The sequence below is a fragment of the Acinetobacter sp. UBA3461 genome (assembly GCF_002381195.1).
GTDB lineage: Bacteria > Pseudomonadota > Gammaproteobacteria > Pseudomonadales > Moraxellaceae > Acinetobacter > Acinetobacter schindleri.
The window spans coordinates 25,225-45,865 of the sequence record NZ_DFRO01000017.1 but is presented as its reverse complement, the minus strand read 5'-3'; the positions used below and the strand labels follow the sequence as shown (position 1 = coordinate 45,865).

The 20,641-nt window shown below is 43.1% G+C and carries 18 protein-coding genes; 11 read left to right on the top strand and 7 right to left on the bottom strand.

Translation table 11 applies throughout. The features are described 5' to 3' along the window. Both mutM and B3D47_RS03380 read left to right on the top strand, forming a co-directional pair. Positions 1–741: bifunctional DNA-formamidopyrimidine glycosylase/DNA-(apurinic or apyrimidinic site) lyase (mutM, locus tag B3D47_RS03385; protein ID WP_286859924.1), on the top strand; the 741-nt coding region annotated here is incomplete at its 5' end. Next, complete coding sequence (locus B3D47_RS03380; protein ID WP_004891582.1) at positions 741–1,025, top strand: peptidylprolyl isomerase; 285 nt, start codon at positions 741–743, stop codon at positions 1,023–1,025. The genes mutM and B3D47_RS03380, both read left to right, overlap by 1 nt. A 106-nt stretch (positions 1,026–1,131) precedes the next feature. On the opposite strand, the gene mscL is transcribed toward B3D47_RS03380, so the two are convergent. Then, entirely contained in the window at positions 1,132–1,569 is a 438-nt protein-coding gene (gene mscL / locus B3D47_RS03375; protein ID WP_004814520.1) for a large conductance mechanosensitive channel protein MscL, read from the bottom strand. A gap of 173 nt (positions 1,570–1,742) precedes the next feature. After that, the gene (typA, locus tag B3D47_RS03370; protein WP_004814517.1) at positions 1,743–3,578 is read right to left on the bottom strand and encodes a translational GTPase TypA; all 1,836 of its coding nucleotides are present in this window, start codon (positions 3,576–3,578) and stop codon (positions 1,743–1,745) included. 162 nt (positions 3,579–3,740) lie between these two features. Between typA and B3D47_RS03365 the strand changes: the two genes are divergently transcribed. From B3D47_RS03365 to B3D47_RS03355, 3 genes are all read left to right on the top strand, one after another. Continuing rightward, the gene (locus B3D47_RS03365; protein WP_286859923.1) at positions 3,741–5,111 is read left to right on the top strand and encodes a uracil-xanthine permease family protein; all 1,371 of its coding nucleotides are present in this window, start codon (positions 3,741–3,743) and stop codon (positions 5,109–5,111) included. A gap of 65 nt (positions 5,112–5,176) precedes the next feature. Further along, entirely contained in the window at positions 5,177–6,211 is a 1,035-nt protein-coding gene (locus B3D47_RS03360) for a methyltransferase (protein ID WP_004814512.1), read from the top strand. Continuing rightward, positions 6,211–7,674 (top strand): amino acid permease, encoded by a 1,464-nt coding sequence (locus B3D47_RS03355; protein WP_286859921.1) that lies wholly within the window; start codon positions 6,211–6,213, stop codon positions 7,672–7,674. The genes B3D47_RS03360 and B3D47_RS03355 overlap by 1 nt, the downstream gene beginning before the upstream one ends. A gap of 45 nt (positions 7,675–7,719) precedes the next feature. On the opposite strand, the gene B3D47_RS03350 is transcribed toward B3D47_RS03355, so the two are convergent. Both B3D47_RS03350 and omp38 read right to left on the bottom strand, forming a co-directional pair. Continuing rightward, positions 7,720–8,253, bottom strand: a complete 534-nt coding sequence (locus tag B3D47_RS03350; RefSeq protein ID WP_180185602.1) for a peptidase C39 — start codon at positions 8,251–8,253, stop codon at positions 7,720–7,722. A 108-nt stretch (positions 8,254–8,361) separates the two neighbouring features. Continuing rightward, a complete protein-coding gene (gene omp38, locus B3D47_RS03345; protein ID WP_286859919.1) occupies positions 8,362–9,393 on the bottom strand; it encodes an outer membrane protein Omp38 in 1,032 nt (343 codons plus the stop codon). A gap of 372 nt (positions 9,394–9,765) precedes the next feature. On the opposite strand from omp38, the gene B3D47_RS03340 reads away from it, so the two are divergent. The 3 genes from B3D47_RS03340 to B3D47_RS03330 all read left to right on the top strand — a co-directional run bounded on the left by B3D47_RS03340 (position 9,766) and on the right by B3D47_RS03330 (position 12,299). Then, a complete protein-coding gene (locus B3D47_RS03340) occupies positions 9,766–10,287 on the top strand; it encodes a GspH/FimT family pseudopilin (RefSeq protein WP_163170926.1) in 522 nt (173 codons plus the stop codon). 112 nt (positions 10,288–10,399) lie between these two features. Continuing rightward, a complete protein-coding gene (locus B3D47_RS03335; protein ID WP_163169250.1) occupies positions 10,400–11,575 on the top strand; it encodes a thiolase family protein in 1,176 nt (391 codons plus the stop codon). A gap of 262 nt (positions 11,576–11,837) precedes the next feature. Beyond that, the gene (locus B3D47_RS03330) at positions 11,838–12,299 is read left to right on the top strand and encodes a VOC family protein (RefSeq protein WP_163169249.1); all 462 of its coding nucleotides are present in this window, start codon (positions 11,838–11,840) and stop codon (positions 12,297–12,299) included. Between the two features lie 43 nt (positions 12,300–12,342). Here the strand turns inward: B3D47_RS03330 and B3D47_RS03325 are convergent, their stop codons facing one another. The 3 genes from B3D47_RS03325 to B3D47_RS03315 all read right to left on the bottom strand — a co-directional run bounded on the left by B3D47_RS03325 (position 12,343) and on the right by B3D47_RS03315 (position 15,842). Beyond that, complete coding sequence (locus B3D47_RS03325) at positions 12,343–12,828, bottom strand: DUF934 domain-containing protein (protein WP_163169248.1); 486 nt, start codon at positions 12,826–12,828, stop codon at positions 12,343–12,345. Continuing rightward, positions 12,821–14,464 (bottom strand): nitrite/sulfite reductase, encoded by a 1,644-nt coding sequence (locus B3D47_RS03320; RefSeq protein WP_163169247.1) that lies wholly within the window; start codon positions 14,462–14,464, stop codon positions 12,821–12,823. Before B3D47_RS03320 ends, B3D47_RS03325 begins: the two co-directional genes overlap by 8 nt. Before the next feature lie 256 nt (positions 14,465–14,720). Continuing rightward, the gene (locus tag B3D47_RS03315; protein WP_286859915.1) at positions 14,721–15,842 is read right to left on the bottom strand and encodes a CaiB/BaiF CoA transferase family protein; all 1,122 of its coding nucleotides are present in this window, start codon (positions 15,840–15,842) and stop codon (positions 14,721–14,723) included. Positions 15,843–16,054: 212 nt separating this feature from the next. Between B3D47_RS03315 and B3D47_RS03310 the strand changes: the two genes are divergently transcribed. The 3 genes from B3D47_RS03310 to B3D47_RS03300 all read left to right on the top strand — a co-directional run bounded on the left by B3D47_RS03310 (position 16,055) and on the right by B3D47_RS03300 (position 20,634). Then, a complete protein-coding gene (locus B3D47_RS03310) occupies positions 16,055–17,065 on the top strand; it encodes an AraC family transcriptional regulator (protein WP_004814497.1) in 1,011 nt (336 codons plus the stop codon). Between the two features lie 220 nt (positions 17,066–17,285). Then, a complete protein-coding gene (locus tag B3D47_RS03305; protein WP_286859913.1) occupies positions 17,286–18,491 on the top strand; it encodes an acetyl-CoA C-acetyltransferase in 1,206 nt (401 codons plus the stop codon). A gap of 10 nt (positions 18,492–18,501) precedes the next feature. Further along, positions 18,502–20,634, top strand: coding sequence for a 3-hydroxyacyl-CoA dehydrogenase NAD-binding domain-containing protein (locus B3D47_RS03300; RefSeq protein ID WP_286859911.1), 2,133 nt, complete (start codon positions 18,502–18,504; stop codon positions 20,632–20,634). Positions 20,635–20,641: the final 7 nt, after the last annotated feature.

Sequence of the window (20,641 nt, the reverse complement as noted above, 5' to 3'; positions counted from 1 at the left end):
ATTGCTCGTCTGCAAGGACAACGCCTGATTCAACTGACACGTCGTTCCAAATATATTCTAGCGCAATTTGAACAGGATACGATGCTATGGCATTTAGGCATGTCAGGCAGTTTTCGCTTATGTGAGGCCAGTGAAGAATTGCGTAAGCATGATCATCTGATTATTCAGTTTGAAGATATCCAGCTGCGCTATCATGACCCACGCCGTTTCGGCTGCATCCTGTGGTTAGATGCACAGTCTCAAAGCAAGCTGATTGATACACTTGGGCCAGAGCCACTCAGTGATAGTTTTAATGCTGAATATCTATTTGAAAAATTAAAAAATAAAAATGTTGGCACCAAAGTTGCAATTATGGATAACCATGTTGTCGTTGGTGTAGGCAATATTTATGCAACCGAAAGCCTATTCAATATGGGCATTCATCCTGCACAACCTGCCTCTACATTGAGTTTTGAGCAGATTGAAAAGCTGGTCATTGAAATTAAGCGCATTTTAAAACAGGCGATTGATCTGGGTGGCTCAACCTTACGCGATTATACCAATGCCATGGGAGAAAATGGCTATTTCCAGCAAACGCTGCTGGCTTATGGCCGTGCTGGGGAAATGTGCGTGAACTGTGAAACCACGCTGGAAAATATCAAATTAGGACAACGTGCATCTGTCTACTGTCCTGAATGCCAGCCGCTAAAGAAGGTAAAGCTTTCCAGCAAACGTGTAGCAGCTGTACGAGGTAAAAACTAATGAAGACTGCAATCGTCCGTCATATTCTGGTCAAAGATAAAGAAACTGCCGAACAGCTCAAGAAAAAGATTCTAGCAGGTGCAGATTTTGCCAAGATCGCTAAACAATATTCGACCTGTAATTCAGCTAAACGCGGTGGTGAACTGGGTGAAGTGAAAAAAGGTCAGCTGGTCCCAGTGATTGATAAACTGGTTTTTACTGCTGCAGAACGTGTTTTGCATGGACCAGTGAAAAGTCAGTTTGGTTTTCATTTGCTAGAAATCAAGTTCCGAATGGATTTTTAATCCCCCTAAATTCCTCTATAAGTAAAGGGGACTTCCCCTCTTCTTTTAGGGAGAGGTTAAGAAATAAAAAACGGCGCGAGAAGCGCCGTTTTTTGATCAAGAAAGCTTAAGATTCAGGTCGTTTTTTTAACTCATCACGAATTTCACGTAATAATGCAACATCTTCCGGTGTTGCTGCTGGCTCTGGAGCTACCTCTTGTTTACGACGCAGTTTGTTCATTAGTTTTACTAACCAGAATACGACCCATGCCAATAACAGGAAGTTAATTAAAATCGTCAGGAAATTACCATAAGCAAGGACATTCAGACCCGCTGCCTGTGCAGCAGCCAGGTTGCTTATATTGTTTGGATTATCTCCTAATACAACAAACCAGTTGGAATAGTCGACATCACCACCTAGAACCCAGCTCACTAAAGGCATGATGACATCTTTTACCATCGAGTCAATAATCTTACCGAAGGCGCCACCAATGATCACACCGACTGCGAGATCCATGACATTGCCCTTAACCGCAAATTCCTTAAATTCTTGAATAATACTCATAAAGTCACCTGTTTCTTATACAATTTTCAATTTTGCGATAGATTATACAGGAGTTATATATTTCTATTTAAGCCTAATTGATCAGGTTTATGTAATCTTGTCCAACCTTATCTAGGTATATAAAAAAACCGCTGAACAATGTCAGCGGTTTTTTAAACTATTAGTAATCGAACTTATTTAGCACGGTTACGCTTACGTTCGTTTTCAGTCAGGTAACGCTTACGGATACGGATTGACTTCGGTGTTACTTCAACGAGCTCGTCATCTTCAATGAATTCAAGCGCTTGTTCTAGCGTGTATTCAATTGCAGGAACAAGTGTTAACGCATCATCAGTACCAGAGGCACGTACGTTGGTTAACTGTTTTGCTTTAGTTGGGTTAACAACCATGTCATCAGAACGTGAGTTAATACCCACGATCATGCCTTCATAAACTTCTAACTGTGGTTTAGCGAATAGACGACCACGGTCTTGCAGCGTAAACAATGCATAGCCCAGGCAAGTACCTTGAACCATAGAAATCAGTACACCATTTTGACGTTTCGCAACAGTACCTTGTTTCATTGGACCATAATGCGAGAAGCTAGACGTCATGATACCCGTACCAGAAGTCATGGTCAGGAATTCTGAACGGAAACCGATCAAGCCACGTGAAGGTACAGTTGCTTCAATACGGATACGGCCTTTACCGTCAACTTCCATATTGGTCATTTCGCCTTTACGGTGACCCATTTGCTCCATTACAGCGCCTTGGTGCTGCTCTTCAACGTCAAACGTTACGTTTTCATATGGCTCTTGTTTTTCACCATCAATTTCCTTGATGATGACTTGTGGACGAGACACGCCCATTTCGAAGCCTTCACGACGCATGTTTTCAATTAAAACTGAAAGGTGAAGCTCACCACGACCAGATACTTTAAAACGGTCTGGACTGTCAGTGTCTTCAACACGAAGTGCTACGTTGTGGATCAATTCGCGGTCAAGACGTTCACGGATATTACGTGAAGTTACAAATTTACCTTCTTTACCAGCAAACGGTGAGTTGTTGACCTGGAAGGTCATAGACACTGTAGGCTCGTCTACAGAAAGTGCTGGAAGTGCTTCAACTGCTTTCGGATCACAGATTGTGTCAGAAATGTTTAGTGCATCAATACCAGTGATACAAACGATGTCGCCTGCTTGAGCAGATTCAACATCAACACGCTCTAAACCATGGTAACCCATGATTTTCAAGATACGGCCGTTACGAGTGTTGCCTTCTTTGTCGATCACAGTCACAGGCGTGTTTAATTTCACTGAACCACGTTGGATACGACCAACACCGATTACACCTACGAAGCTGTTATAGTCAAGTGAAGACACTTGCATTTGGAATGGACCATCAACGTCAACTGCTGGTGGTTCAACGATGTCTACGATTGTTTGGAACAACGGCGTCATGTCGTCAGCAAGTTCTTCAGGAGAAGGACCCGCTACACCACGAAGACCAGATGCATATACAACCGGGAAGTCTAACTGTTCGTCAGTACCGCCTAAGTTATCGAATAAATCGAATACTTGGTCAATTACCCAGTCAGGACGTGCGCTTGGCTTGTCGACTTTGTTGATAATAACAATTGGTTTTAAACCACGTGCGAACGCTTTTTGCGTTACGAAACGAGTTTGTGGCATTGGACCTTCTTGTGAGTCTACAAGAAGCAATACGCAGTCCACCATAGAAAGAACACGTTCAACTTCACCACCGAAGTCGGCGTGTCCCGGGGTGTCCACGATGTTAATGCGATATTCTGTGTTAGTACGTGCATCAGTCCATTTGATTGCAGTGTTTTTTGCAAGAATGGTAATACCACGTTCACTTTCAATAGCGCCAGAATCCATGACACGCTCGATCTCACCCGCGCGATCACCGAGAGCACCTGATTGTTGCAAAAGTTTGTCTACAAGAGTGGTTTTACCATGATCGACGTGCGCAATAATGGCGATGTTACGGAGAGTTTTAATATCTGACATGTAAATTCGATACGTATTAAATTTGAGGGCAAATTATACAGAAAAATACAAAGTTTTGACAGTGACAGTTTGTTGACTTCGTCAATTTTTTTTCCAATGCCTTTTGTAATGACGTGTAACTCGATTAGAATAGCGCCACCCAGCCTTAATTTGCATTGACACATGTCTGATTTTAATCAATCTCCTTCTTCCAAAGATCAACTTGACCTCGTGTACGGCCTTGAAGATCGCCCTAAACCATTTATCGCATTTCTAGCAGCGTTCCAGCATTTATTGGCCATTATTGTCCCAATTGTGACTCCTGGCTTGCTGATCTGTCTGGCACTAGGTGTCTCTAAAGAAGACACTAACATGATTTTATCCATGTCACTGGTAATTTCAGGGATCGCGACTTTTTTACAATCCAAAAAAGTTGGCCCATTTGGTGCAGGTTTGCTGATTGTTCAAGGCACCAGTTTTAACTTTATTGGTCCAATTATTGGTATTGGTTCGGCGATGGTTGCTGCCGGTACACCCGTAGAAGCTGTCATGGCTTCGATCTTTGGCGTGGTGATTGCAGGTTCATTTATTGAAATGGGCGTATCGCAAATCCTGCCATGGATTAAAAAGCTGATCACACCTTTAGTAACAGGGATTGTAGTTTTACTGATTGGTCTGACTTTAATTAAAGAAGGCCTAATCAGCATGGGTGGTGGTTATCAGGCCATGAATGACAAAACCTTTGCTAATGCTGACAACCTGATCATGTCATGTACAGTTCTAGCACTGATTATTTTACTGAATCGTGTGCGCATTACCTGGGTAAAAAGTTCGGCAATTCTGATCGCACTGGTTGTAGGTTATATTCTTGCTGGCTTTATGGGTCACCTGAACTTCGAAGGCTTAAAAGATGCCCCACTGGTTCAAATCCCGACACCAATGCATTTTGGATTAAGCTTCTCTTGGAGCTTATTCATTCCAATGGCGTTTATTTATTTGGTGACTTCGCTAGAAGCGATTGGTGACATTACTGCAACATCTAAACTCTCTAACCAGCCAGTCGATGGCCCGACCTGGATGAAGCGTATTAAAGGTGGCGTGTTAGTGAATGGTGCGAACTCTTTACTTGCGGGTTTATTCAATACATTCCCAAGTTCTGTATTTGCACAAAATAACGGTGTGATTCAATTGACTGGTGTAGCGAGCCGTTATGTCGGCATCTGGATTGCAGCACTTTTAGTCATTCTGGGTTTACTTCCAGCAGTGGCTGGCGTGATTCAGGCGGTTCCTCAAGCTGTTCTTGGTGGCGCAGTGATGGTGATGTTTGGTGCAGTCGCTGCCTCTGGTATTAATATTCTGTCTGGTATTCACCTGGACCGTCGTGCTCTACTGATCATTGCAATTTCTCTTGCATTAGGCTTAGGTGTGGCACAGGTTCCACAGATTCTGGAACATCTTCCTGAATTATTCCGTAATATCTTTAGTTCTGGTGTTGCGACCGGCGGTATTGCGGCCTTGATTCTAAATATTGTACTTCCTGACACAAAGAAGTAAGTTCATGTCCAGAAAACACTGTCTGAGTTGAACTTGGACAGTGTTTTTCTATTGGAGAGATTCCTATGGATGCTAAAAGCGAAGTTTTATTAAGACAATATGATTATTTGTCGGGTCGTGTACTGCTGATTAATCCTCCAACGGATCATCTGCTGGCTGAATTTGATCAATCCATTCAAGCTGCAGTATGGACATGGAATTATAATGACTACCTGTATTTTCAGGCCCAGCAAGCTAATGTACATTTTGGTGCAGAATTTCCTGAAGGTGAATTTGATCAGGCTGTAATCTTTGTTCCAAAATCCAGAGAATTACTTAATTACCTGATTCACAATGTAGCGGTTTACCTAAAACAAGGCAGCCAGGTATTTTTGGTAGGTGAGAAAAAAGGTGGCGTGGAACGCGCGGCAAAACAGCTGCAACCCTATGGTAAAAGCCTCAAACTCGATAGCGCACGACATTGCCAATTATGGCAATTGACACTAGACTGCAACGTCGAGAAAAAGGCATTAGCTGACTGGGCACAAACCTATAGCGTCTCTACTCCCAAAGGTGATTTACAAATCTGTGCACTCCCTGGTGTATTTAGCCAGAATCATCTGGATGTCGGTACAGCGGTTTTCCTGCCCTACCTGTCTGAAGTGACTTCAGGTAAAATTGCCGACTTTGGCTGTGGTGCCGGCGTCATTAGTGCCTATCTTGCCAAGCTCAATCCGAACAATCGTATCTTTGCCTTAGATGTAGATGCTTTTGCATTAGCCTCTACCAAAATGACTTTTGAGAAAAATCAGCTTGAGCCTGAGCAGCTTGAAATTAAGGCAGTGAGCGGGATTGAAGATGCACCATTATTTTTGCACGCTATCGTCAGTAATCCACCCTTCCATCAGGGTATTCAGACCAACTATGATGCCAGTGAAAATCTGTGCAAGACTTCACGTCGTCATCTCAAGTCTGGTGGTGAATTATGGATTGTGGCGAACCGCTTCTTAAATTACCCGATTTTAATTGAGCAAAGCTTTGGCCAGTGCACCGTCAAAACTGATCAACAAGGCTTCAAAGTGCTTTTCGCCAGCACTCAAAAAAATGTTAAGGAATCATGATGAGCGAAACTCAACACAGCACACAGCTGCAGCGTAAGCTAAGTGCTCGTCATCTGAATATGATCGCCATCGGTGGATCAATTGGTACAGGTTTGTTCCTGGCTTCAGGTGCAACTATTGCCAATGCCGGACCAGGTGGTGCATTACTTGCGTATGCGCTCATTGGTGTCATGATTTACTTCCTGATGACCAGCTTGGGGGAGCTTGCAACCCATAATCCGACTTCAGGTGCTTTCTTTACTTACGGTACTAAATATGTCGAAGGCGGTTTTGGTTTCGCTTTAGGCTGGAACTACTGGTATAACTGGGCAATCACCGTAGCCTTTGAGCTGGTCGCAGTCCAGTTCATCATGAAATTCTGGTTTCCAGACATTCCTGGTTTTTACTGGAGCGCCCTGTTCCTGGCGGTGGTCTTCGGGATTAATGCACTGACGGTAAAAGGCTTTGGTGAATCTGAATTTTTCTTCTCCTTAATCAAAGTGCTGGCGATTATTGCGTTTATCATCATTGGTATCTTCATGATTGCAAAAATCATGTTAACTCCTGAGGTTGCTACATTTGCCAACTGGACCAAAGGTGAAGCACCATTTGTGGGTGGCTTATCTGCCCTGATCGGGGTGGCAATGATTGCCGGATTCTCCTTCCAAGGGACTGAAATGGTCGGTGTCGCTGCAGGTGAATCTAAAGATCCGCAGAAAACCATTCCAGTAGCAATCAAGCAAATTTTCTGGCGTATCCTGTTATTCTATATTGTGTGTATTTTCATTATCGGCACCCTGATTGCTTATGATGATCCACGTCTTTTACAGGCAGCGTCTAGTGAAGATATTGCGCTTTCGCCTTTCACTTTGCTATATGAACAAGCTGGTTTCGCTTTTGCTGCCAGTGTGATGAATGCAGTGATTTTGACTGCAATTCTGTCTGCGGGTAACTCGGGCATGTACTCCTCTACTCGTATGCTGTTTGATATGGCACGTAAAGGCAGTGCACCAAAATTGTTTGGTCATCTGGATGCGCGCGGTGTGCCAATGAATGCACTATATGCCACCACTGCAATCGCAGCATTATGTTTTCTGACAACATTTATTGGTGAACAGGAAGTATTTAACTGGCTACTCAATATGTCTGGTATGTGTGGATTTATTGTATGGTTGGGTATTGCAATATCTCATTATCGCTTCCGTAAAGGATATCTGGCTCAAGGTTATAAACTTGAGGATCTGGCGTATCGTGCCAAGTTCTTCCCGTTTGCACCATGGTTTGCTTTTGTGCTGTGTGCGATTGTGGTCCTAGGGCAAAACTATCAGGCAGTACTGAGTGGTGAATGGCTTGCAGTACTTTCTACTTACATTGGTATTTTCTTATTCTTGGCGATCTGGTTAGGTTATAAGTGGAAACACAATACCAAACTCATTTCTTATAAAGAGATGGATGTTCAGCCGATGAAAATAGATCATGAATAATTTTTGATCTGAAAAAGCAGCCATTCAGGCTGCTTTTTTATTGTATTAACTGTGGCGCATAACAAAATTTCGATCATCAATGACGATAGTTTGCTGACAAATTCCCTCTACCCGACGCTGCTGTTCAAACACCTCTTTCCGCATGGACTCAAAACTGTCAAAGAAGCTGATTTCACTTTTATTGATTTCGTACACCAAAGAATGATTCCCTACTCCCTCCAGGGTGTCATAGAACACAATCACAAAACGACCAGCTTCTACATTTTCCTGAATGTCTGCGTAAGACAATGGCTGTTCTATAACCGGGATTTGTAAACGATATGCTTGTTGATAGAACTCAATTTCAATTGGCTGCTTATCTGGGTCATGTTCAGTATAAAAATTAACATCCAAACCCAGTATTTTTAAAGCAACTGCAAGCGCAATACTGGAAGTTCCCATTTCAGAATTATGGCGTGTGAGCTGTACCAGATCCGGAATATGCAGATCTATACCATAGTGATGAAAAATCATCCAGATCGCATAGAGACCACTATTGGCATCCAGATTTTGTAAATCTTCAGGAAGTTCCACACTCATGCTCGGACTCAAAAACAGGTTTAGGGCTATGCAGTGTAGTCAAATCAGGGCAATAAAAAAAGCGACTCATAAGAGAGTCGCTTTTTTTAATCAGTGTTCAATAATGAATTATTGAGCAGCTGGTTGTTCAGCTAGTACAGTACGGCTACCAGAAATAGTCGCGAATACACGACGGTTCATAGCACGACCTTCTTTAGTGTTGTTGTCAGCAATCGGTTGATCCCAAGCGAAACCTTGAGTAGACAAACGAGAAGCATCAACGTTGTATTCGTTAACTAGTGAAGATTTCACAGAGTTAGCACGAGCAAGAGATAGACGTTCGTTCAGTGCACGTGGACCAGTGTTGTCAGTGTGACCTTCGATACGAGCAGTTGCATTTGGATATTCAACCAATTTCTCAGCAACTTTCGCGATTTCTGGTTTGTACTGATCTTTGATGTTAGATTTGTTTGTATCAAAGAATACACGAAGTTCCATGTTCAGGTCTTCAGTCAACTCTTGTGGAGCTGGAGCAACTGGAGCAACTGGTTCAACTGGAGCAACTTCTACGACTGGCGCAGCAGGTTTCAAGTGGCCACCAAGAACTACGTTCAAACCAGCAAGTGCTGTGTAATCCCAAAACTCTTCATCAAAGTTATAGGTTGCACGAGCTTCAGTACGTAGAGATAAAGCATCGTTTAAGCGCCAGAAAGCACCTAGGCCAGTGTTACCAATAGTACCTTCGATGTCATCTACACCATCAGCTTCATATTTTACATGACCTGCACCTAAAAGTACGTATGGCTTGATTTTGCTATCGTAGTTTTTAGTAATCAGGTCAGAAGTTGCGTAGAAGTTACCAGCAATTTGTTGCTTTTTGTATTCTGCGAACTCTTCACCAGTTGCTGTAGCTTCAATGTCACCTTTAACTTGTGAATATTCAGCTTCAAAACCTAACCATGGAGTCAATTCAACACCAAGTGCTGCACCAACAAACAAGTCATCTTGAAGCTCAACAGAGCTATCAGTTAGTTTGTCATTGTTGTGATTAGTGTCAATAAAGTTGTAACCAACTAATAGTGGAGTAACAGTTACGCCTGCATTTGCAGCAGCTAAAGGAGCAGCTACAAGCATTGCTAAAGCAATACGACTCATTTTCATGGATTTATCCTCCAGAGATAACAAATTGTTGTTCAAGCTCAAGCCTAAATTGGCTTTCCTGAGATAGGCTTCTTTTACCCCAGTTTTATTTTTAAGCTATTCACAGGGAATCATACAAACACTGAATAAATTTTCCAAGTGCTTGATTAATCTAATCAAGTAAATTATTGACAAAATTACTTACAATTTCCGTTGTAATTCGGTAAATTTTTACTCAATTTTTTATTGTGAATACCTTATTGTCTCTTACCTAATTTTAACAGCTTTCTCCTATTTCAAGTACAAAAATACTAGGTAAATAAAAAAAAGCATTAAAAAACGCCTAATTAATAGCATGTTTCAAATAAAAATAATATATAAATAGGTTAAACCATGTATATAAAAAGAAATAATGCGTTCACAATTGTGGAGCTTATTGTTGTTATTTCCATTCTTGCAATACTTACAACCCTAGCAGTTCCTTTGTTTCAAGAATATCAGTCAAAACAAGAAGCTAACAGTATTTATCAGAAGATTACAGCAGTGAATCGCTATGCACGTAGTCAATCGGCAGTATTACGGCAGAATATTGTGATTTGTCCCACATTAAATCTATCGACCTGTCAAACAAATCAGTGGAGCAATGCCTGGTTGGTATTTGTCGATCAAAATAAAAATAGACAGGTTGATGCCGGCGAAACCGTACTGCATGTTGATCATCTAAGGCTTAAATATGGACAGCTGGATTGGAGAGGTGCTTTAAGTATCCCAAGTGTCAACTATCAGGCTCAAACTAATTTACCTATTGGCTCCAATGGCAGCTTTTACTACTGTTCTTTTCAGCATTCCTATTATTACAAAATTGTACTTAGCAAAATGGGGCATCTGCGTAAAGAGAATCTAAATACATGCTGAGAAAACTGTCCGGTTTATGATTCAATTTTTTTTGAGGCTTTAATCTTGCAGTTTTTTCAATATACTGCTTAGGTCGACAATAAAAGACTAAAACTCATATGGAGATACAACAATGACTGACATCGTAATTGTCAATGGTGCACGTACAGCCATGGGTGGCTTCCAAGGCAGCTTATCAGGTGTGACTGCGCCTGAACTGGGTGCTGTCACGATCAAAGAAGCCATTGCACGTGCAGGTTTACAACCAACAGACATCGAAGAAGTCATTATGGGTTGTGTTCTTCCTGCCGGTTTAAAACAGGGTCCTGCCCGTCAGGCAATGCGTAAAGCAGGTCTTCCAGACAGCACAGGTGCTGTAACTATTAATAAGCTTTGTGGTTCAGGTATGAAAGCAGTGATGCAAGCTGCTGACATGATCAAGGCTGGTTCTGCAACTTATGTAGTTGCTGGTGGCATGGAATCCATGACCAATGCGCCTTATGTATTACCTAAAGCACGTGGCGGCTTTCGTATGGGCCATGGTGAAATTAAAGACCATATGTTCCTGGACGGTTTAGAAGATGCAGAAACTGGTCGCCTAATGGGTTCTTTTGCCCAAGATATGGCAAATACTAAAGGTTATACGCGTGAACAGATGGATGATTTCGCTATCCGTTCATTAAAACGTGCACAAACTGCGGTAAATGAAGGCTACTTTGCAGATGAAATTGTGCCAGTCACTGTTTCCACCCGTAAAGGTGATGTAGTGGTTGATAAAGACGAACAGCCATTCAATGCCAATATTGATAAAATTCCAACATTACGCCCTGCTTTTGCCAAAGATGGTACCATTACTGCAGCAAATGCCAGCTCTATTTCTGATGGTGCCTCTGCATTGGTTCTAACTTCTGCTGACAATGCAGCAACTCAAGGTTTAAACCCATTAGCAAAAATTGTTGCCTACGCGTCAAACTCTCAGCATCCATCCGAGTTTACAATTGCTCCGGTTGGTGCTATTCAGAAAGTACTGGATAAAGCAGGCTGGACAGCTGAAGAAGTAGATCTTTGGGAAATTAATGAAGCCTTTGCCATGGTCACCATGTGTCCAATGGATGAGTTCAAGCTTGATCCTGAAAAAGTCAATATTAATGGTGGTGCTTGTGCACTAGGTCACCCAGTGGGTTCTACAGGTTCTCGTATTATCCTGACCTTGATCCATGCTTTAAAGCGTACTGGCGGCAAGAAAGGTGTTGCAGCTCTATGTATCGGTGGTGGTGAAGCAACTGCAGTCGCGATTGAATTAATCTAATTTTCAAAAAGTCAAACGACTGAAGAGGGCTTTTAAAGCCCTCTTTTTTTATTAATCCAAAATCTGGCTTTAATGATGTCTACTAAAGCATTACTCGAACAATCATTTAAAACCGGGTCTTAAACTAAAAATTATTTTTGTCTTGATTATCCTATCAATAGAAGAATTCCCTTACTTACATTTTCATAAAGCTTCTTTATCAATCAGACACGTTGCAAGGAGTAAATTAGAGAGAATCAAAACAAGAAAAAAGGAACCCCCCATGCGATTTAATCACTATCTCAACTTCCAAGGTGAAACTGAAGCCGCTTTTACTTTTTATCGTTCAGTGTTTGGTGGTGAATTTTCTAATTTGAGCCGTTATGGTGATATGCCCGGACAGGAAGGCATTGACCTCTCCGATACAGATAGAAGCCAGATTTTGTATATTTCACTTCCTATCAATGAATATACTGAATTAATGGGATCAGATATTAATGAAAAGCTATACAGCCCTAGCTCCCCTACTTTTACCAAAGGGACCAATCATTATATTGCAATTATTTTAAGTGCCAGTGAACAAGCCGAAGCTCAACGACTGTTTGAGGCTTTATCTGCCAAGGGTCAAATTGAAATACCTTTGGAAAAAACTTTTTGGGGCGCACTTTACGGTGCCTGTACCGATCAGTTTGGTGTGCAGTGGATGATTAACTGTCTATTAGAAGAACGTAGTCCAAATTTCTAGAAATAAAAAAGCCTCCATTTGGAGGCTTTTAACTGAAGACGGATTAAGCTCCAGTCTGATAGTTCGGTTTTGGCACAGCTGTGGATGCCTGGTACGGATTGCTAAAGTCGTTTAAACCTGCTGCCGCTTCCTGAATATCTTTACCTTCTTTAATCACGAAAGTATCGAAACCCGAACGCTTCATATAGTTTAGTACGTCTTTAAATACATCACCTGTTGCACGCAGTTCCCCTTGGAAACCTTGACGACGAAGTAGCGCTGCAAATGAATATCCGCGACCATCGTTAAAGCCTGCAAACTCGATAAAGATTGCATCAAGTTGATCCAGTGGAAATTCATTGGTCTCAGGAGAAGCATCTACCGTTAAGTACAGTGCTTTTTTGCCCGAAACATTGGCGATTTGGTCTAACTGTTCAACAGTCAGAACCACATCACCTTGTGGCAATACGCCATCTTCACCAATCAACTGGTAAGTATTGTCTGCAATCGTGCCATCTTTAGAGAGCACTTGTAGTGCGGTATTAAGCATATGCACGCTCCTTGAATGGTTGAATGCCTACACGACGATAGGTATCGATAAATTCTTCACCTTCCTGACGCAGGTCAAGATAAGTATTCAGGATTTCTTCGATGATATCCGGCACTACGTCAGCAGCAAATGATGGACCAAGAATGTCACCAATCGATGCATCATGGTCTGCATTACCACCTAAAGTGATCTGGTAGAATTCAGCACCTTTTTTGTCTACACCCAAAATACCAATATTACCAACGTGGTGATGGCCACAGGCATTCATACAACCTGAAATATTCAGGTCAATTTTGCCAAGGTTATAAATCGTATCCAGATCATCAAAACGACGTGAAATTGCTTCAGAAATCGGAATTGATTTTGCATTTGCCAATGAACAGAAGTCACCGCCCGGGCAGCAAATGATGTCCGTCAAGAAGCCGATGTGAGCGCGTGCCAGATTGTTTTGTTCCAGGATCGTCCACAATTCGAACAGGTCTTTTTGTGGGACATCAACAAGGGCAATATTTTGCTCATGAGTCGTGCGTAATTCACCGAAAGTGTACTTGTCTGCAAGATCTGCAATCAGGTTCATCTCTTCAGTGGTTACATCACCAGGAGCCACACCTGCACGTTTCAGTGAAATCGTAACGATACGATAGCCTTTCACCTTGTGCGCATTGGTATTGATATTGAACCATTGCTTGAATTTCGGATGCGCCGCGAACTGTTCAGAAAAATCTTCATCTGCATAATCTTGATAAGCAAATGGCGTGAAGTTCTCATCCATTTTTGCCAAGGTTTCAGCATCGATTTTCAATGTTTTAATGGTATGTGTAAATTCAGCTTCTACTTTCTCAGCAAATACTTCAGGTGTGAGTGCTTTTACCAAGATTTTGATACGCGCTTTATATTTGTTGTCACGACGACCATGCAAGTTGTATACACGAAGTACAGCTTCAAGGTATGCAATCAGGTCTTCACGTGGCAGAAAGTCACGGATAAAGCTACCAATAATTGGTGTACGGCCTAGACCACCACCGACTTTGATTTTATAGCCCATCTCACCCGCTTCATTTTTTACGATATATACACCGATATCGTGGAATGAAGTTGCTGCACGATCAATCTCTTCCAGTGCTGAAACAGCGATCTTGAACTTACGTGGCAAGAAAGCAAATTCCGGGTGGAAAGTAGACCATTGACGGATCAATTCACATGTTGGACGCGGATCCGCAATCTCGCCTGCAACGACACCAGCATATTGGTCAGTCGTCGTATTACGGATACAGTTACCTGATGTCTGAATCGCATGCATTTGTACTGATGCCAATTCTTGCAGCATATCTGGCACATTTTCCAGTGCAGGCCAGTTGAACTGGAAGTTTTGACGTGTTGATACGTGTGCATAACCACGGTCATATTCTTTTGCCAGTTCCGCAATTTTACGTAACTGTTTAGAGTTCATCAGACCATACGGTACTGCTACACGTAGCATTGGCGCATAACGTTGTACATATAGGCCATTTTGAAGGCGGAGCGGACGGTATTCATCTTCCGTCAATTTGCCCGCTAAATAACGTTCCGTCTGGTCACGGAACTGTGCAACACGTTCATTAATCAGTTGCTGATCGAAATCAGTATATAAATACATGGCGTACAGCTAGTAGTTTCTATTATATCGTCGGCAAGGATAACGAGATTGAATCTATCAATAAAATGCTTTTTATACATATTTCATAGCGATTTTATTGATAAGCCTACCAGAAATTCAGTGATTTAAAGGATTTGTCGAGCAAAACTCCTTTTTAACGAATAATGATTTATTTTTTAAATCTTTAGCATTTATTTTCATATAAAAGCAGCTCACCTCTACTAATCAATAAATAATCATTAAAAGATCCAAAAACTTACCACTGTTCAGATTCGCCTAGTGCCTGTCCCATAAAATCATAGCGTGAGCTAGAACGGGAAAATTTGATTGGACAGGCCAGCTGTGGCTCAGTCTCCTGTTCCCCTGCTTTGACTGGAACCTGCACCACCCAGCCCCGCTCTTGTGCCAGTTGTGAAGTTAAGGCTTCATCTAGGTGTAATACCGGCTCCACACACACATCTAAAGCATCAAATATAGTCTGCCACTCATTCAGAATTTTACTGCGAATTTTCTCTTGAATCGCTGCCTTCACTTCTTTCTGGTCTTGAGCATCTAAAGATGAACCTTTTTCTAACAGAACTGGTAACTGCAATGCCTGTGCCAAACCCTGCATAAATTGTGGCTCCAAGCTGCCAATAGAAAGATAACGACCGTCTTGGGTTTGATAATAGTCATAAAAAGCCCCCCCATTAAGATGACCGGACTCAGGCTGGGCATGCACATCTGCTGCCAGACTGGCGGCGGCTGCCATATTATTTAAGGTCACCGCACAATCGGTCATGGAAATATCAATATACTGTCCCATTCCGCTACGCTGGCGCTCAATCACCGCTGCCAGGATAGCGATAATCGCATGCATGGAACCGCCAGCTACATCAGCGACCTGAATACCTAAAGCCGGTGGACCACCCTGAACCCGACCGCTATGTCCGGCAATTCCGGATAAGGCCAAGTAATTAATATCATGCCCGGCCTTATCTTTATAAGAACCAGTTTGCCCATAGCCAGTAATGGAACAATAAATAAGTCGCGGATTGATTTCAGCCAAGGTGGCGTAATCCAGTCCCAAACGTTGCATTACGCCGGGACGGAACTGTTCAACCACGATGTCATAGTCCGAAATCCTAGTTTTGATCTGTTCGATACAGTCACGATTTTTAAGATCCAGCGTGATAGAGTGTTTGTTACGATTCAAATAATTGTGTGCAGTTGCCTGTCCATGTGCGTATGGTGGCACTAATCGCAACAGGTCAGGACGTGTTGGTGATTCAATATGCACAACCTCGGCACCGAGGTCTGCCAAGTACATGGTGGCAAAAGGACCAGGTAAAAGTGTAGAAAAATCGAGGACTTTCAATCCTTTTAACGCATAGGACATTAGAATAATTACTCTATTTATGATGGTTTTTTATGCATATTAGAAACATAAACACACAAAAACAATGTCATGTTCAGCCATTTACCTTGATCATTTCGGCAATTTAATATGTAACAAATGGCAAATCTGATTTTGTAAATTGCCATTGATTTATTATTTGTTGTCAATTAGGTCAAGCATTAGTGAACATCAAAGAGACTGAAGGATTAAACATGAGTCGCGATACGATCAGTATCCATTTCGTTAACGCTGCACTCTACGGCGTGAAGCGTCTCGGCATGGACGTCGATACGTTATTGTCTCATGTTGGTATTGAAGCTGAACTTCTGCATCAGCCTAAGGCCCGTATCTCGCCAGAACAATATACCCGTTTTATTAAAATGCTGTGGATGGTGACACAGGACGAGCATGTCGGCTTTGACAAACAGCCTCGCCGTCTGGGCACATTTGCAATCATGTGTCAGCTGATCATCCATGCTAAAACTTTAGGTGATGCGCTGGAACTTTCTTCCCAGTTCTACAAGCTGTTTGGCGATGACTGGGCGGTGACACTGGAACGTGACAAGCATGAAGCACGTTTAGTCCCTCAAATTCCGAAAGAGATGGACCCGGATCATTTCATCACTGAAAGCATGCTAATGATCTGGCATGGTCTGGCTTCGTGGTTGATTGAACGCCGCCTCCCATTAGAACGTGTACATTTCAGCTATCCACGTCCAAATCATGCGGATGAATATGATGCATTATTCTTCGCACCCGTGATGCAGTTTGACGCGCCACGTACTGAAATTACTTTTGCAGCGGATTATCTCGATTTGCCAATCCGTCAGAATGAAGAAACCTTGGAAGAGTTCCTGAAAGCTGCACCTGCTCAACTGTTGGTGAAATTCAAAAATACCAACTCTCTAACCTCCCGTATTCGTGATGTACTGAAGAGCCAGATCGGCGAAGAAATGCCGACGCTGAATGATGTCGCTTCCATGCTATATCTATCTCCACAAACTTTACGTCGTCGTCTGGCTGCGGAAGGCAAGAGTTATCAAGGCGTTAAAGATGCACTGCGTCGAGATGCTGCGATTCACCTCTTGTTAAATCCAGATTTAACCCTGGAAGATGTCGCGCAGCAAGTTGGTTTTAGTGAAACCAGCACCTTCCATCGTGCTTTCAAAAAATGGACCGGTGTAACACCAGGTTTATATCGCCAATTACATGGTTACCATTAAGCCACATCCTCTTCATATTCAATATTAGCTCTTTTGCTAATCTCAGTTCATGCCCAAGCTCCAGACTTGGGCATTTTTTTGTCTGATCTTTTTTTAAATCATCGCCATTGACCAGATTGCTCAAATGACCTGGTTCGTTCTCGTCATTGCGCTTAGCTAAAGAATCATTACACTCAAAATGATTAGAACAAATCTTATTCATTCAAAAAAGGGAAATTGTATGAGCGAGGCCTATATTATCGATGCCATTCGCACACCACGTGGCAAGGGAAAAAAGGACGGATCCTTATATGAAGTCAAACCGATCAGTTTACTCACTACCCTGCTCAATGAACTGAAAGAGCGTCATTCCTTAGATACCTCCAAGGTTGATGACATTGTCTTGGGGTGTGTCACCCCGATTGGTGACCAAGGTGCTGATATTGCCAAAACTGCAGCAATTGCAGCGGGTTGGGATAATGATGTGGCTGGTGTACAGATTAACCGTTTCTGCGCTTCTGGTCTGGAAGCAGTCAATCTGGCCGCACAAAAAGTTCGTTCAGGCTGGGAAGATTTAGTGGTTGCGGGTGGAGTCGAATCCATGTCCCGCGTACCGATGGGTTCGGATGGCGGCCCTTGGGCGCTCGATCCTGAAACCAATATGGCTTGTGACTTTATTCCTCAAGGCATTGGTGCCGACCTGATCGCGACCATTGATGGTTATACCCGTGATGATGTAGATAGCTTTGCAGAACAGTCCCAGAAAAAAGCGGCAACAGCTCAGGCCAGTGGTTATTTTGATAAATCGATTGTGTCAGTTAAAGATAAAGCCGGTGTGGTGATTCTGGATAAAGATGAGTTCATTAAACCGAATACGACTATTGGAACAATCAGTAAACTCAACCCAAGCTTTGCCACCATGGGACAGATGGGCTTTGATGCAATTGCCCTGCAAAAATATCCAGAAGTCGGTACAGTCAAGCATGTGCACCATGCGGGAAATTCTTCTGGCATCGTAGATGGTGCTGCATTGGTCCTGCTTGCCTCAGAACAGGCTATTAAAGAGCAGAATCTGAAACCGCGCGCCAAAGTCTTGGCGACGGCTCTGGTAGGCGCTGATCCCACCATTATGCTCACCGGTCCTGCTCCGGCTGCACGTAAAGCTTTGGCTAAAGCTGGCCTCAGTATTGATGATATTGACCTGTTTGAGGTCAATGAAGCCTTTGCCGCAGTCGTTATGCGCTTTACTAAAGAGCTCAACGTTGATCCAGCCAAAGTCAATGTTAACGGTGGCGCCATTGCCATGGGACATCCACTCGGTGCAACTGGTGCCATGATTCTCGGTACTTTGTTAGATGAGCTGGAACGCCAGGGTAAAAAACGTGGATTAGCAACTTTATGCGTCGGTGGCGGCATGGGTATTGCCACTATTATTGAACTGGTTTAAGGAGAGAACCATGAGCGCCATTCAATTTGAAAAAACAGCGGACAATATTGTTGTTCTGACTTTTGACTCTCCAAACCAGTCTGCTAACACCATGAATGCCGACTTTCGCACTGCACTTAGCGAAGTTGTCGATAGGCTTAAAGTAGATGATGAAATTTCCGGAATTATTTTCCGTTCAGCCAAAAAGACCTTTTTCGCTGGTGGTGATCTGGATGAACTGATTCAAGCTACACCAGAACATGCCACTGAATTCTTCAACATGATTGAAGAGATGAAAGCACAGCTTCGCTATATCGAAACCCGTGGTATTCCGGTGGTTGCAGCCTTGAACGGTACCGCACTTGGCGGTGGCTGGGAAATCGCCCTGTGTGCCCATCACCGGATTGCTTTGAATGATCCGAAAAGCAAATTTGGTTTACCTGAAGTGACTTTAGGTCTGCTACCCGGTGGTGGTGGTATAGTCCGTTCTGTTCGTTTGCTGGGTTTACAAACTGCCCTTCCTTTATTGATGGAAGGTAAGCAGCTCGGTGTAGAAAAAGCCAACGCATTGGGCTTGATTCATGACACGGCTGATAGCCCTGATGAGCTGCTGGAAAAAGCAATTGTATGGATTAAAGCCCATCCTAAATCCGTACAACCTTTTGATGAAAAAGGCTACAAGATTCCAGGCGGCTCACCATCCACTCCAGCAGTGGCACAAATGCTGGCAATTGCTCCTGCGATGCTACGTGATAAAACCAAAGCTTGTTATCCAGCACCTGAAGCGATTATGTCTGCAGCAGTTGAAGGTGCGCAGGTCGATGTCGATACAGCCCTCCGTATTGAATCCCGTTATTTCACCTATCTGGCGACCGGTCAGATATCGAAAAACATGATCGGCACTTTCTGGCATGGCATGAACAGTATTAAATCCGGGGTTCATCGCCCGAAAGATTTTGCCAACTGGCAAGCCAAGAAAGTTGGGATTTTGGGTGCAGGGATGATGGGCGCTGGAATTGCTTATGTCACCGCCAGCAGAGGTATTCAGGTCGTTCTAAAAGATATCTCGATCGAAGCTGCTGAAAAAGGCAAAGCCTATAGCCAGAAACTGCTGGACAAGAAAGTCAGTCAAGGTCGACTTACAGCTGGACAGCGCGAACAGATTTTAAATCTGATTCATCCCACTGCAAACACAGAAGATTTGACGGGCTGTGACCTGATCATCGAAGCGGTCTTTGAAAATCAGGAACTGAAAGCTCAGGTGACTCAGGAAGCAGAACAATATCTGGCTGCCGACGGCGTAATGGCATCAAATACTTCGACCTTACCAATTAGCAATCTGGCACAGGCAAGTAAGGATCAAGATAAATTTATCGGTCTGCATTTCTTTAGTCCGGTGGATAAAATGCAGCTGGTAGAAATCATCAGGGGGCAAAATACCTCAGACGAAACCCTCGCCAAAGCTTTTGATTTCGTGCAGCAGATCGGCAAGTTGCCAATCGTCGTGAATGATAGTCGTGGTTTCTTTACTAGTCGTGTCTTTGGCACTTTTGTACAAGAAGGTTTGCGTCTGCTGTCAGAAGGTGTACATCCAGCATGTATTGAAATAGCTGCTTTAAAAGCCGGTATGCCCGTTGGTCCATTGGCAGTTCAGGATGAAGTGTCCTTAACCCTGACCGAGCATGTTAGCAATGAAACGCGCAAGGCACTTCAGGCAGAAGGTAAAGAACGTCAGGCCTCACCTGCCGATGCAGTCATTCAAACCATGATTCACCAGTTTAATCGCAAAGGAAAGGCAGCTGGCGCGGGCTTTTATGACTATCCTGAAGGTGGGAAAAAACAACTCTGGTCAGGCCTCAGTCACTGGAATAAAAATACCGAGATTTCTGAGCAGGAGATGATTGAACGCTTCCTGTTTGTACAGGCACTGGATACCGTACGTTGCCTGGAAGAAGGCGTGTTGCAGTCAACTGCAGAAGGAAATATTGGCTCGATCTTTGGCATTGGCTTCCCTGCCTGGACCGGTGGTGCAGTGCAGTATTTAAATCAGTATGGACTGGCGAAGGCCTTGGCACGTGCCAATGTACTGGAAAAAAAATATGGTGAACGCTTTAAAGCACCGGCACTGTTAAAAAATAAGGTTTCTGCTGCTGAAACTTTCTAATCTAATT